The following is a 13,116-nucleotide window of genomic DNA, read 5'->3' as shown; positions in this document are numbered from 1 at the left end:
TGGAGAACGACATGACACAAGACACCCTCACCCGACGGGGCCTGCTGATCGGCAGCGCGGCCCTTCTTGCAGGGCTCCCCCAACTGTCGCTGGCGCAATCCGGAGGACCGTCGATACACGTCCTGAAGGACCCGAATTGCGGCTGCTGCTCGGCCTGGATCGAGATCCTGGAAGGTGATGGCTTCACCGTCACGACCGAGGCGAGCATGGGCACGATGCTGATGCGCTACAAGTCCGACAATGGCATCCCGCAAGAGATGGTCTCCTGTCACACCGGCCAAGTCGAGGGCTACATGATCGAGGGCCATGTGCCGGCCGCTGATATCCGGCGGCTGCTGGCCGAGCGTCCCAACGCCGTGGGTCTGGCCGTTCCGGGCATGCCCTACGGTTCCCCCGGCATGGGGCCGGAGAGCGAACGCGAGGCTTACGACGTGTTCCTCATCCTTCATGACGGCAGCACCGAGGTGTACACCAACTACGAGGCTGCCTGACACGGTGGGGTGCCGGTGAAGCCCGGGCGCGAGCGAAGATCCTCGGCCATCGCACGTCCGCGCCTGCTCCCGCATCACGGCATAGTCGCTCAGCATCTCCACTATCGCAGAGGCCTCCGGCAGCAGAGCCAGCTCCTCTGCCGCCGATTCCTGGAAGTCCTCGCTGTACTCGACGACCGGTGGGCACGCCGCCAGGCCCTCGACGTCAGAACTCACCGTCGCGCAGCCTGTCAGCAAGCTCGTGGTGATCGCGAGGACGGCGAGCCGCCGCTTCCAGCATCCGACGTTGGACGTCATTGGCCTTCTCCGTAGTTTCAAGTCGTTCGGCGAGGCGTCCCGCTCGCTCCCCGGAGCGCCGAAGCGAAAGCAGGAACAGGAGCACTGCCAGCGCGATGGCTCCGTAGCGCAGCGCCGCCCGCATCCATGGGCTCGTGGCGATCCCGGTGAGGAGCCCGCAAATCACCGCCGCCCCCACTTCCAGTCATCGAGGCGAGCATAGATCGTGACCACGATCCCGCCGAGAGCGACGGCGATGAACACCCAACGGAGCGTGTCGAGATACGGCACGAGCGGCAGGATGGCGGATTGCGTCTCAGCCAACACCTGCTGCGCGACCTCCACGCCCGCAGCACCCAGTGTCGCCACTCCGGCCGCGCCTCCACCCTTCATGGTGCGGCTGTCAGCCAGCACCTCGCGAGCGGGCGGCGTCTCGGCGGCAAACGCAGTCGCCCGGACCGGGAACCGCTCGCCCCACTGACGCGCGGGGCCAAGATCGACATGAATGAACCCTGATCGCGGGTAGAACCCGAAGCCGAGGAACCCGACCTCGCGCGCCGCGGCCTCGAACGCCACCGGGTCGTGGTTCGCCATGGCGATGTCGAAGGCGGCGCCGTCGAGGTGCTTCGACCGGGTGGCGCCGCCCACGGCGCGATTGTGCTCGGGGCTGCGATAGGCCGAGCGGACGATCAGCGGCTTGCCCAGCCGGTCACGCAACGCCTGCAGCCTGTCGAGGGCGGGTTCGTTGACCAGCAGCTTGCCGGTGCCCCGGCAGGCGATCTCGGCTGGGCTGAAATTCCGCCAGCGCCATGCGCTCTCCGGAACGTCGCGCCAATGGCGATGGAATGTCGTGGTCATGGGGTCCTCCGAAACGAAGAAACCCGCCTCGAGGGCGGGTGATTGCGGGCTGATGAATGGGGATGGGGCGCGGCTACGGGCTGCCACCGAAGATCTTGAGCTTGATGGCGATGCCGGCCAGCAGCGCCAGCATGACGCCGGTGGTGATCATGCGGACGGCGGTCTGCATCGCGGTGCGGCGGACCAGTCGGATGCAATCGACGAGCGAGCGGAGATCGCGGATGTCGAGCGCGGCCTCGTCGCCGTCGAGACCGACATCGGCGAGCGCGCGCTTAGCGCCTTCCTCGGCGGCCCGCGTCAGGATCGCCTCGAACTCGGCGTCGGGCATGCGCACGAAGCCGTCGGATCGGGGTGGTGTCATCGGATCCTCCTTCCGCCGCTCATCCGATCTTGCAGCCCCAGAAGGACGTGTGATCGGCCGCGAAGTAGCCGTCCGCGACCCGGAAATACCCCTGCAGCTCGACGGTATCGCCCGCGGTGAGCGGCACCATGGTCTGCAGCCAGATCGCGGTGGCGAGCGAGACATGGGTGGCGGAGATCTCGCCGACGGAGCCGCGGATTTCCGTGGTTCCGTTCAGCACCAGCCGCCCCCGCATGCGCGCGGTCGTGCTGGCGTTGACCTTGTACATGAGCGTCGCGCCGAAGAGGTAGGTGCCGTCGACGGGCGCCACGAAGTGGTTGTTCGTGGCATCGAAGGCGCCCTGATCGTTGTAGTCGGTGTTGTTGAGGCCGATCTTCGTCCAGGTCCCGACGCCGACATAGTTGTCGTAGTTGGTATACGCCTTGAAGCGCGGCAGCCGGGGCTGGTCGACGATGCCGGTGGCGTTGTCCACGCTGAGCCCGTCGAAGAAGGTGCTGCCGTCGGCGGAGACTGCGAGCCTGAACCTGTCGGAGCCGAAGAGCCCCACCAGCGCCTTGGTGACGAAGCCTGTCTGGAGCGTCAGGCCGAGATCGTCGCCCGCCGCCTCCTTGTTCATGGTGTAGAACAGATCGCCGGTCCCGCCTTCGGCCACGGTCTTCGCCGTCCAGAGCGCGGCGTTCAGCTTGGCCGAGAACGGGTTCGATGCATCCGCCGTCGTGCCGACCCCGAGCAGCGCCATATTCTGCAACTCGCTCGGCGTGGTGCCGACCCAGCCCGCGCCATCGAAAACCAGCAGCAGACGCTCGTCCTCGACCCATGCCCTCCAGCCTGTGCGTGGCGGCAGGCGCAGCCAGGCGCCATCGGTCCAGAGCGCGACGTTCAGGTCCCAGCCCGCCCAGTCGCCCGTCGCGCCGGAGCCTACGATGTAGCGGTCGCCGTCCGCGGGGCTCGCCGGGGGCGCTGCCAGATCGCGATCCAGAACCGAGAGCTGGACGAGCCCGTCGAGGATCCGCAGCGCCTCGTTATGGGTGACGTGCTTCTGGGCCTGCGCCGCGAGGATGTAGGGCAGCAGGAGATGGGTCGTGGCGTCGGACATGGGATGGCCTTCAGAGTATCAGCGTGACGGTCTTGGGTGCGCCCCGCCCGACGAGGGCGGAGAGCTGAAAAATGCGGATGTCGAGCGCGTCGCCGGGGCCGAGCGGCCCGCCCCAATCGTCGGTCTGCTGGGCGGCGGTGTAGATCGCGCTGGTCGTGGTCGCGCTCAGCACCCGCCTCACGGTGGCACCGTCGAGGATCTCAACCTCGTAGGCTTCCAGTTCCTCGGCCAGCGGCACCTCGAGCCCACTCCAGCTGTCGGCGGCGAGTGCGCGCGACCGGCGCGTCCAGCGGATTGCCAAGTCGCCGGGTGTGCGGGGTTTTCGCCACGGCTGCTCGACATGGGCGACGGAGAACGGCCGCAGACCGACACCCGCGGGTGCGAAGGATTGCGGCACATAGGTCTCGTCACTGACCGGGCGGCTCGCCGGGCCGATGCGCCAGTTCCACGGGATGCCAAGATCGGCCTCTGCGATTGGCAGCGATGCGAGGCTATCGTCGAGCACGACGACGCGGGCGCCTGCCGGAGCCGGGTTGCCCATCCCGGCTTCGGTACCCCGCTGGCCACGGAGGAGCCGGGTCAGACGATATCGACCCGGCGCCAGAAGCTCTGCGGCGCCAGCCTGCACGATCTCCCAGACGCCGGGCGCGCTCTCGATGGCGAGCGCATTGGCGCCGCCGAACAGCGTCAGGTCGGTGACGCTTTCCAGCGTTCCGGTCAGCAAGTCGACGACCAGCGTATTGCCGAGGTCGAAGCGCGACGCTGGCCCCGCGAAGAAGTCGGAGACCAGCGTCCCGATCCGGGCGCGACTGCCGAACGTCGTCAGCAGATCGAACCCATCGGTCGAGGGGCTGCGGAACACCGCCATCTCGCCCGGCCAGGGAACCGCGTGCGCGGCGACCATCGGCCGATGCGCCGGCTGGTCCTCGGTCAGCTGCGGCAGATCCATCAGCACCGCATCCGGTGCGCCGAACACCACGGCGCGCGTCAGCGACGCCGCGCGGGGATCGCCGGGCGGCAGGTCGTAGGTCGTCCGGTCCTGGCGGACCGCCTCGATGCCGCGCGCCTCGGCGTCGGCGATGGAGACGAGCCGCAGATCGACCAGCCGCCCGTCATGCGCGAGCAGGATCGCGTCGGCCGGATCGAGCGCGAGCCGCGAGGGCGGCAATCGGAACGCCGCCGTCTCGCGCCCCACCCACGCCTCCATCAGGGCGCGGCGGCAGCGGCGCTCTGCTTCCTCGGGCGGCACCGCCATCGGGAAGCTCTCCGAGGCGATCCGCGTCGTGTCCACGGTGACGCGCCGGGCCTCGACGAGCGCGGCGTCGTAGTCCTCGTCGGCGCGGGCCAGTTGCCACTTCAGCGCCTGCGGCAGTTCGGTCTCCTGGCCGCGCGTCAGTTCCAGCACGTCGCCATCGCGGGCGGCCACAAGGTCGTCACGCGAGAGAGTGGCGACTGACGCCCGGCCCCGCATCACGAAGCGGATCACCCCCTCGGTCTCCACCGCGTCGAAACCGAAATGCCGCGACAGCGTGGTGATGGAGGCACGCGGGCTTTCCAGCGCCGTGATGGCGTAGCCTTCGACCGCGCCCCAAAGCCCCGAAACGTCGATCCGGGACGCGGGCAGTCCGGCGCGCAGGCAGAGATGGCGGACGAGCGCCGCCAGCGACACGGCACCCAGCCGCCCGGTCAGCCAGTGGCCGAGCCGCCAGTTCGCGCCGTCCGTCCAGATTTCGGTCAGCGCCGGAAAGAACGGATAGGGCCGCGCGTCCCAGGTCCAGGCAGCGCATTCGGGCACATGCACCATCCGGCCGCCATAGACCGAGGACAGCGGGTTATTCGCCGCCTCGACCCACCAGAGATACGTCGCCTCGAGATAGGCGCGTTGGATCGCGTCATCGCGCCAGCCCCGCGAGAAATGCGGCGTGAAGCTCTCGGACGACTTCGGGTCGAAGAAGACGTTGGGCTGGTTCGTGCCCCGATCGATGGCCGGGCAGCCCAGCTCGGTGAACCAGATCGGCTTGGATTGCGGCGCCCACGCCGTCGGCGTGCCGCTCTCCACCCCGCCCGGGCGGTCGTAATGCGCGTTCGACCACCAGGCGCGCAGATCCTTGTAGCGGAAGACCCACGGCTTGGCCGCGCCGCCATCCGTGATCGCGGTGCGGACCTGCGCGCTTCGATCGGCGGCGCTGGCATAGAACCAGTCGAAGCCTTCTCCGCCCGCTATGTTTCCCTGCAGGTAGGCCCGGTCATAGATCGCGGGCCAGCCTTCGGCCGCGTCGAGATGCTCGAAGCCGTCCCGCCAGTCGGAGAGTGGCATGTAGTTGTCGATGCCGACGAAATCGATCTTCGGATCGGCCCAGAGCGGGTCGAGATGGAAGTACACGTCGCCCGAGCCGTCGCCCGGCTGGTGCCCGAAGTATTCCGACCAGTCGGCGGCGTAGCCGATCTTCGTTCCGGACCCGAGGATTGAGCGCACATCCGCGAGCAGGTCCCGATAGGCCTGCACCGCCGGATAGATGCTGGCGCCCGAGCGGATGGTCGTCAGCCCCGGCATCTCGGTCCCGATCAGGAACGCATCGACACCGCCCGCCGCCGCGCAGAGATGGGCGTAGTGCAGCACCATGCGGCGCAGGCCCCAGTCGCCCGATGGCCCGATCCACGAAACCGACTGACCCGCGACGCTGAAGCTGGCGGGCGTCGCCGTGCCGAACAGCGCCGCGACCTGGCTTGCCGCCGTGGCGGTCTTGTCCACGGTCCCGGCGTAGCCCGCCGCAGGCGAACAGGTGATCCGGCCGCGCCAGGGGAAGACCGGCTGGCCGGTCTCGGCGGCGTTGTCGGAATACGGGTTCGGCAGCGTGTTGCCGGGCGGCACGTCCATCAGGATGAACGGATAGAAGGTAACCCGCAGCCCGCGCCCCTTCATCTCCTGGATTGCCTGCACCACCGCGAAGTCCGACGGCGTGCCGCCATAGACGGGGCGGTCCTGATCGTCGCGGCTGACCAGAAAGGCATTGGCGCGGCTGACGCCGTTCACCGACCAGCTGGCGGGCGTGGTCGATTTGGCCGACACCTCGACGCCGGGCCGCACCTTGCACGATGCCGCGCGAAGGTCGTCGCCGAACCAGGCCACCACGAGGCTGACGCTCTCGACCGCCGGGGCCATGGCCTGCAGCCGGTCCAGCGCCTCCACCATGTCCGTGGTGTCTGCCAGCGCGTTCAGGTTCTCGGGCACCGTCGCGCCGCCATCGGTCTTGCGGATGGCCTGCGTTGCATAGGTGAACTCGCCCGAGGCGGGGATCATGGTGACGGCGCGGGTAAGCCCCTCGGCGGTGTCGGGATCGGCGAGCGGCCGGAAGACTTCGAAGGACAGCTGCGGCAGGCGGTTGCCGTAGGTCGAAAGCGCCAGTTCCTCGAAGACGACATAGGCGGTGCCGCGATAGGCGGGCGTGTTGGCTGCGCCCATCTTCCCCGCAATGAACGGGTCCGCCGTCTGCGCCTCGTCGCCGGGATACCAGCGCCAGGTGACGCCGGAGAGGTCCATCGGCTTGCCGTCGGCCCAGATCCGGCCAATGCCGGTGATCGGGCCTTCACACAAGGCCACCGCGAAGCTGGCGTAGTACAGATACTCGGTGGTCTTGACCTTGCCGCCCCCGCCGCCCTTGCCGCCGCCCTGCGTCGTGGTCTTCGTCTCCTCGCGGAAATCGGTCGCCCAGATGATGTTGCCGCCCATCCGCATCCGGCCATAGAGCCGCGGGATCACCGCGCCCTCGGTGGCCGAGGTGATGCGCAGCGTGTCGAGCCGCGCGCCCTCGATGCGCTGGGTCGGCGCCAGCGACGAGATGATCCAGCTGTCGACGACCGAGCCGATGCTCGAGCCGATGAAGCCGCCGATGGTCGCGGCGCTCACGCCGAGGATCGCCCCGCCGATCGAACCGCCGATGGCGGCGCCGGCTGCACCGAGAACAAGCGTTGCCATGTCGGGGTCTCAGCGTTGCGGGAAGAGGAAGGCGAAGGCGATGCGCCGCCGCCAGGATGGGGTGAGCGGTTCCTCGATCACGCCGAGCCGCTCATAGGCGTGGAGGAAGGTGTCGGGACCGGTGAGGATCCCGACATGCTTGGCGATGGCGCGGGGCCTCATGCAGAAGAGGACCAGCGCGCCGGGACCGGCCTCGGCAGGCGACACCTCGATCATCATGCGCCGCGCGCCTTCGGCCAGAACCTCGCGCGGGCCGGTCTCGCCCCAGTCGCGGCTGTAAGGCAGAATCGGGAACGGCTCCGGCCCCACCACGTCGCGCCAGACCCCCCGCGCGAGCCCGAGGCAATCGCAACCGACGCCGCGCAGGCTGGCCTGGTCGTGGTACGGCGTGCCGAGCCAGGAGCGTGCGACGGCGACGACACGCGCGGGGTCGGCCGATGCGAGAGGTTGCGTCACAGCACGCCTCCCTCGTGGCCGCCATCCTTGGTGGCGTAGCGCAGCACGGCATCCTGGCCGGGGATGTGCGGGAACCCCCGGAAGTTGGCCGTGTTGGCGAACCTGGCGCCGCAGGTCTCGATCCGCTTATCGCAACCCGCACGGATGGTGAAGGCATTGCCCTCGGAGATCTCGCGCACCGGCGCCTCGAGAAGGGTCAGCACGGCGATGCCGTCCGTCACATCATGGCCGAGAACCTCGGCCCGACGCCCCGCGTTGGAGCCACTGGTCCATTCGATGGTCCCGAAGGTGAACCAGCCGGAGGCGAAGCCGCCGAGGCCCGAAGCGGTGAAGGCGCGGTCGCGTAGAAGGTCGATCACGACGCTCGTGCCCTTGAACGCCGGGTTCTCCAGATCGACGCCGCAGCGCGCATCGCCGAGCGCGGCATCGCAGGTCGCCTGGAACGTCCGCCCGATCGTCTGGCCAAGCACATGCGCGAGCGAGCGGACTTCGGCGACGAAGGCCAGCCGCCCGCGCCGGATCTGGCCGATGGCCCCGCGCCGCATCAGCACGCGCTGGTTCGTGTCGGCCCAGTTCACCCGCCAGACTTCGACCTCGGCGTTATCCCAGCGGCCGTCGAGGATGTCGGTCTCGGTAATCCGGTCCGAGGTCAGCACGCCCTCGGCGTCCTGCGCATCGACCGAGAGGTCCGAGCCGGAACGGACCTCGGAGGCCGTCAGCCCGCTCTCGGGCTCGAAATCCGTCCCCTCGAAGCTGAGCGTCCGATCGTGGTCGGTGAAGCCGAAACTCGTGCCGTCGGCGCGCACGATCCGCCAGCACCAGGCGAGCGTCGTCGTCCCCTCGTCGAGATGGGCCTGCAGGTCGGGGTCGAGGGACTTCATCGGCGCAGTTCCAGAAGCGGGATGGAGGTGATCGAGCCGAGCCGCTCGAGGTCGAGCGTCACGTCGAGCGCGTCGGTGTCGAAACGGACCGGCACGTCGAACTCGAAGCCCGCGGTGATGGCGGCGCCAGCGCCCGGCGCGGTGCTGAAGGTGACGACGCCGGTGGCGGTGTCGACCGACCAGCCGGAAGGCTGCTCGACCCCGCCGAGCGCGATGCGCGCGGTTCCGGTCACCGGCTTCGCGACGGCGCGCGTCCAGGATTGCGCACCCGAGGCGTAGCGCTTGACCAGCTGGAAGGCGGTCGTCGCGCCGTCGCCCGTGCCGATAGACTGATCGGTGGGCGACGGCGTGCCCGAAGGCAGGCAGGACTTGTGGTCACCCCAGTCCTTGAACCGGAAGCCATGCAGGCGGCCATTGCGCGCCTCGAAGAAGGCGACGACGGCGGCCAGATCGTCGGCGCGGCGGATGCCATAGGCGACATCGTAGCGGCGGCGCGAATTGGCCCAGCTGGCGTTGCGCTCCTCGTCGCCCGAGGCGAGCTCGACGATCTGCGTGCGCCGCTCCGGTCCGCCCCGCGCACCTCGGCTGATGTTGTCGGGAAACCGGACCTCGTGAAACGCCATCAAGTCTCTCCATGGTTCGTGCTCTGCCCCCCGCAACCGGTTCCCACTTGCGGGGTCGCACTCACATGCCCCTCCGCCCGAGCGACACGGCGCGGGCGATGTCGGCCGCGACCTGTGTGCGGGACTGACGGAAGCTCTCGGCGTCGCGGGCCATGATGGTGACGTTGACGCCACCGCCTGCGCCGTAGCCTTGCGCATCGCGGCGCGAGAGCACCCGCTCGCCCCTTTGCAGGATTGCAGGCACCTCGTCGTGCCGAAGCCCCACCGCGCCGCCCGAATGCATCCGGGGCGCGGCTGCGAAGGCCATAGCCGGGACCATGCGCGAGGGGCCGGACGATCCGACCATGCCGCCCGCGTGCAGGATGTTGGCGAAGATGCCGCCCGCCCCGGAGAGCACGCCGGAGAGCGCATTCGCGATGGGCCCGAGGATGAAACGCCGCGCCGCGAGCTGGGCAAGGTCGGCGATCATCGACGTGACCATGTCTCGGAAGTTCAGCTTCCCGGTCCGAACGAAATCGCCCACGGCGTTCTCGGCCGACTGGAAGGCGCCGACGAGGCTCTGGCCGATATCGCCGCCGATCTCACGCGCCTTGCTGGCGTAATCCGACAGCGCGGCGGTGACCGCCTGCCAGCCGGTGACGGCGGCCTCGGTCGCGGGCTCCGCTGCAGCGGCAGCCGCCCCGGCCGCCGCACCTGCACCCGTGGCGGCGCGTCCGGCATCGCCGAGTGCCGTCTCGAGTCGCTCGGCTGCGCCCGTGGCCTCGGTCAGCGCATCAGCGCTTGCCTCGTCGGTGCCGCGCACCGCATCGCGCAGCGCCTGCCAGCTTTCGAGGGGCGCACGGGCCCCCTCCGCCAGGTCGCGCGCCGCGCCGCGGTAAAGGTTGGCGGACTCGAGCGCCCTGTTCGCCGCCTCGGTCAGACCGAGATCGGGCGCGGAGAGCGGATTGTCCTCGAAGGCCCGATCGAAGGCCGCCTGAGCTGCCGTGGTTGCGGCAGTCGCCGCTCCCTCGAAGCGGTTCTCGATCTCGCCGAGGTCGAGGTCCGGAACCAGCGATATGCGCCGCTCCGACCCGAGCGCTTCGAGCCCCTGGTTGATTCCGCCGATAAAGCCGTTGATCCGCGAGACCACCCCGTTCAGCATCGCCTCGACGCCATCGACCAGGCTGTTGGCCGCCTGGAACGCGAGATCGCCGATGGCGGCGGGCAGCAGGCCCCAGATCGCCTTGATCGCCTCGTAGGCGCCTTCGAAGGTGTTCGCGGCCGTGTTGCCGAAGCCCACCACGCTCTCGATGGCGCTCTGCATGCCCGATGCGGCATCCGCCTTCAGGTCGAAGAACATCGCCGTGGCGGCCGCGCCCGCCGCCGCCGCGCCCATACTGATGCGTTCCCAGACCTCGACCGCGAGGTCCTTCAGGAGCGACATCGCTTCTCCGAAACCGCCGGCGCCGGAGACGAGCCGGGTGAACTGGTAGACGAGCTCGCCCGCGCCGACGATCAGCGCGCCGATGCCGGTGCGGATCAGCGCCCCGCGCAGGACAACGAGCGCCGTGGCGAGGCCCCGGACCGAGAGCGCCGCAGCCGCCATGCCGGCGACCCAACGTCCCGCGAGGAACGCCGCGAAGGTGGCGGCATAGGTGGTCAGGCGGCCGATGTTGTCCAAGAGACCGCGGATCGCGATGCCGAGCGGCCCGGTGCGGCTGGCCACCGCCGCCATGGCATCGGCGACGGCTTCCAGCGCAGGTGCCGCTGCGACCGCCAACTGGTTCGAGAGCCCGCGCCAGACCAACCCGAGCCGCGAGATGGCGTCGTTCGTCCGCTCGATCTGGTCGGCGTCCTGCTCGGAGACGACAACCCCGAAGGCGAGGACGTCCTCTGTCGCCTGGCGCAGCGTCGCGGTGTCGATCCGGCTCATCGCGATGGAGCCTTCCTCGCCGAAGAGCTGGCCCGCGACCGCCGCGCGCTCGGCGGCAGGCACGAAGCTCTCGATCGCCGCGTTGATCGCGCCCACGCGCTGGTCCAGCGGCAAGGCGATCAGCTCATTTGCTGAAAGCCCCAGCCGGTCGAGCGCGTCGGCAGCAGGGCCGGTCCCGGCGGCCGCCTGACTGAGACGGCGCGTCAGATCCTTGGTGGCCTGCTCGATGCCGGACATGGAGACGCCCGCCAGATCGCCCGCGCGCTCCAGCGTCTGGATCGAGGCGACGGTGGTGCCGAGCGACTGCGCCAGCTTCGCCTGCGCATCGACCGTCTGCAGGCTGGACCGGATCATCGCCACGCCAGCAGCGGCTGCGGCGGCCACGGCAGCGGCAGCCGCGACCCGCACCCGCCGCGAGAAGGCCGCGAGCCGGGCGTTCGCGGCTTCCATCTCCCGGCTCAGCCGTCCGAAGCCGCGCGACCCGGCCTCGCCCACGCCTTCGAGTTCGGCGCGCACCTGCCGTCCGCCCACGGCCGCGAGGCGGACGCTGACCCTCTTCTCAGCCATGGGAATGATCCATCTTTTCGTTGAGCTTGGCCACCATCACCGCTTCGATGACGGGCAAGAGTTCACCCGCAGCAGCGGGCGGGACGCCGAGCGCATTTCCCAGAGCGAGGGCCGCGGACAGGTCCCAGCCGACCACCGCGCCGGGCAGCACGCGCAACTGACCGCCGAGGCGGCCGACGAGATCCCAGACCTGCCAGCCCTCATGGGTAAGCGGCCGGTTCAGGCGCGTCGGGCAGTCTTCGCACGCTTGCGCGCAGGCTTCGCAGTAGCGCTCGCCCCCGCCGAAGGACCACTCGGCGAGAGCGCGGAGGCGTTTTTTTCCTGTTCCAGCAGCAGGCCTTTGGACACGTAGGTCAATTGGAAGGCCTCGAAGATCGGCCAGACGTCGAGCAGCGCGTCGATGGCCTCGGGGGTGGGATCGATCGGGTTGCCGTCGGCATCGCCGATGCCCTCCCAGCCGAGCACAGCCCGTCGCGCCAGCGCCTTGGCGAAGGCGACGGCGCGCTCCTCGTCGGAAGCCTCCTCGGGCACCGCCTCGACGGCGGGGTCGCTGCGCGTCGCGACCATCAGGGCGGTCGTCAGCGGGCGCAGTTGCACCCGGACGCCGGGGGCGAGGTCATGCCAGCGCGGCGCGTTGGTCAGGTCGAGCGTCAGCATCAATACGTCTCCACGTCATTCACGAGGGTGGCGGTGCACATCCGGCCGACGACGCTGTCGCGCGCGGCCTGCCAGTCGAATGTCGCCTGGACGCCCTGCGGCCCGGAAATCTCGATCCGTGGACGCGGCAGGTAGACGGCGTGCACGGTGAAGGAGAAGCTTTCGCCTGAAGGCAGGACGTAGGCGAATTCCATCTCGCAGGCCTCGCCGTTGATCGCCTGCGTCACCAGCGTCTGGTCGGCGAAGCGCACCTCGATCCGGCCCGTCAGCGCGGCAATGGATGGATCCGCGCCATCGATGCGGCCGTCCGAGCGGATGGTCTCGATCCGGTCGAGGTTGTTGGCGTAGGTGATCTCGGCCGAGACCACATTGCCGAGGGCGGTGCCGTTCCGGGTGATCGCCCCGTTGAAATGGCCGAAGCGCTTCAACTCCAGTGCGGCGGGCGTTCCGGCACTGGTCGTGGTGCCGACCGTCTCGCCCTGCGCCACCAGCCGCGCGGTCGCGGTGAGCAGGCCCGAGCGCTGCATCTGCCAGGTGATCTGGTCGAGCACGCAGCCCGAGTACATCGCATAGCGCGGCACCTCGGGCATGCCGGTCTCGATCGACATCGAGGGCAACGTCCAGGACCCCGACTGAAATTCGTGGCTGTACGGGGCCTCCGCGCCCGTGGTCGTGGGCGCGCCGAAGGCTGCCTTCAGCCAGAAGCCGAACGCCTCGGCGTCCAGCGGCACGACGACGTCGCCGTCGGCCGTCACGGCGTCCTTGATCGGCGCTAGCGGATCGCGGCCGTAGCCGAGAAGCTCCGAATTCAGCAGCGGCTGCTCCGCGCCGAGCGACGTGCTGGCGAAGGGCATGCGGGTGAAGCCGCTGACGGGCGGCGTTCCATAGGTCGTCTCGAACGCAAGCGCCATCAGCGCTCGCGCCCCTTGGGCTCGTGCCATGTTCGTCTCCTGTGGTCGGTT

At 69.5% G+C, this 13,116-nt stretch carries 13 protein-coding genes; 1 reads left to right on the top strand and 12 read right to left on the bottom strand.

Annotation, left to right across the window (positions count from 1 at the left end; all coding sequences use genetic code 11):
* Positions 1–11 precede the first annotated feature (11 nt).
* The gene (locus JHW45_RS11635; RefSeq protein ID WP_097176411.1) at positions 12–491 is read left to right on the top strand and encodes a DUF411 domain-containing protein; all 480 of its coding nucleotides are present in this window, start codon (positions 12–14) and stop codon (positions 489–491) included.
* Between the two features lie 205 nt (positions 492–696).
* On the opposite strand, the gene JHW45_RS11630 is transcribed toward JHW45_RS11635, so the two are convergent.
* The 12 genes from JHW45_RS11630 to JHW45_RS11575 all read right to left on the bottom strand — a co-directional run bounded on the left by JHW45_RS11630 (position 697) and on the right by JHW45_RS11575 (position 13,095).
* Entirely contained in the window at positions 697–912 is a 216-nt protein-coding gene (locus JHW45_RS11630) for a hypothetical protein (RefSeq protein WP_272857823.1), read from the bottom strand.
* A gap of 38 nt (positions 913–950) precedes the next feature.
* Entirely contained in the window at positions 951–1,625 is a 675-nt protein-coding gene (locus JHW45_RS11625; protein WP_272857822.1) for a YcbK family protein, read from the bottom strand.
* Positions 1,626–1,698: 73 nt separating this feature from the next.
* Positions 1,699–1,986, bottom strand: a complete 288-nt coding sequence (locus tag JHW45_RS11620; protein WP_068282935.1) for a DUF6127 family protein — start codon at positions 1,984–1,986, stop codon at positions 1,699–1,701.
* A 19-nt stretch (positions 1,987–2,005) separates the two neighbouring features.
* Entirely contained in the window at positions 2,006–3,082 is a 1,077-nt protein-coding gene (locus tag JHW45_RS11615) for a DUF2793 domain-containing protein (protein WP_272857821.1), read from the bottom strand.
* A 10-nt stretch (positions 3,083–3,092) separates the two neighbouring features.
* Entirely contained in the window at positions 3,093–7,058 is a 3,966-nt protein-coding gene (locus JHW45_RS11610; protein WP_272857820.1) for a baseplate multidomain protein megatron, read from the bottom strand.
* 9 nt (positions 7,059–7,067) lie between these two features.
* On the bottom strand, positions 7,068–7,514 hold the full coding sequence (locus JHW45_RS11605; RefSeq protein WP_272857819.1) for an NlpC/P60 family protein: 447 nt from the start codon (positions 7,512–7,514) through the stop codon (positions 7,068–7,070).
* Positions 7,511–8,395, bottom strand: a complete 885-nt coding sequence (locus JHW45_RS11600) for a DUF2163 domain-containing protein (RefSeq protein WP_093359545.1) — start codon at positions 8,393–8,395, stop codon at positions 7,511–7,513. The genes JHW45_RS11605 and JHW45_RS11600 overlap by 4 nt, the downstream gene beginning before the upstream one ends.
* On the bottom strand, positions 8,392–9,018 hold the full coding sequence (locus JHW45_RS11595; RefSeq protein WP_083548837.1) for a DUF2460 domain-containing protein: 627 nt from the start codon (positions 9,016–9,018) through the stop codon (positions 8,392–8,394). Before JHW45_RS11595 ends, JHW45_RS11600 begins: the two co-directional genes overlap by 4 nt.
* Before the next feature lie 61 nt (positions 9,019–9,079).
* A complete protein-coding gene (locus tag JHW45_RS11590; protein WP_272857818.1) occupies positions 9,080–11,497 on the bottom strand; it encodes a phage tail tape measure C-terminal domain-containing protein in 2,418 nt (805 codons plus the stop codon).
* Entirely contained in the window at positions 11,490–11,648 is a 159-nt protein-coding gene (locus JHW45_RS11585; protein ID WP_419181863.1) for a DUF7697 family protein, read from the bottom strand. The genes JHW45_RS11590 and JHW45_RS11585 overlap by 8 nt, the downstream gene beginning before the upstream one ends.
* 68 nt (positions 11,649–11,716) lie before the next feature.
* On the bottom strand, positions 11,717–12,154 hold the full coding sequence (locus JHW45_RS11580; protein ID WP_083548835.1) for a hypothetical protein: 438 nt from the start codon (positions 12,152–12,154) through the stop codon (positions 11,717–11,719).
* Positions 12,154–13,095, bottom strand: a complete 942-nt coding sequence (locus JHW45_RS11575) for a phage tail tube protein (RefSeq protein WP_083548834.1) — start codon at positions 13,093–13,095, stop codon at positions 12,154–12,156. Before JHW45_RS11575 ends, JHW45_RS11580 begins: the two co-directional genes overlap by 1 nt.
* Positions 13,096–13,116 lie beyond the last annotated feature (21 nt).

Origin of the sequence: Paracoccus stylophorae (assembly GCF_028553765.1) — a bacterium.
GTDB classification, from domain to species: domain Bacteria; phylum Pseudomonadota; class Alphaproteobacteria; order Rhodobacterales; family Rhodobacteraceae; genus Paracoccus; species Paracoccus stylophorae.
This window is presented reverse-complemented; position numbering and strand designations above follow the sequence as displayed.

Excerpts from the sequence above, each read along its gene's own strand:
- JHW45_RS11635 (WP_097176411.1), top strand. The coding sequence starts at position 12 with ATGACACAAGACACCCTCACCCGACGGGGCCTGCTGATCGGCAGCGCG.
- JHW45_RS11630 (WP_272857823.1), bottom strand. The coding sequence starts at position 912 with ATGCGGGCGGCGCTGCGCTACGGAGCCATCGCGCTGGCAGTGCTCCTG.
- JHW45_RS11625 (WP_272857822.1), bottom strand. The coding sequence starts at position 1,625 with ATGACCACGACATTCCATCGCCATTGGCGCGACGTTCCGGAGAGCGCA.
- JHW45_RS11620 (WP_068282935.1), bottom strand. The coding sequence starts at position 1,986 with ATGACACCACCCCGATCCGACGGCTTCGTGCGCATGCCCGACGCCGAG.
- JHW45_RS11615 (WP_272857821.1), bottom strand. The coding sequence starts at position 3,082 with ATGTCCGACGCCACGACCCATCTCCTGCTGCCCTACATCCTCGCGGCG.
- JHW45_RS11610 (WP_272857820.1), bottom strand. The coding sequence starts at position 7,058 with ATGGCAACGCTTGTTCTCGGTGCAGCCGGCGCCGCCATCGGCGGTTCG.
- JHW45_RS11600 (WP_093359545.1), bottom strand. The coding sequence starts at position 8,395 with ATGAAGTCCCTCGACCCCGACCTGCAGGCCCATCTCGACGAGGGGACG.
- JHW45_RS11595 (WP_083548837.1), bottom strand. The coding sequence starts at position 9,018 with ATGGCGTTTCACGAGGTCCGGTTTCCCGACAACATCAGCCGAGGTGCG.
- JHW45_RS11590 (WP_272857818.1), bottom strand. The coding sequence starts at position 11,497 with ATGGCTGAGAAGAGGGTCAGCGTCCGCCTCGCGGCCGTGGGCGGACGG.
- JHW45_RS11580 (WP_083548835.1), bottom strand. The coding sequence starts at position 12,154 with ATGCTGACGCTCGACCTGACCAACGCGCCGCGCTGGCATGACCTCGCC.
- JHW45_RS11575 (WP_083548834.1), bottom strand. The coding sequence starts at position 13,095 with ATGGCACGAGCCCAAGGGGCGCGAGCGCTGATGGCGCTTGCGTTCGAG.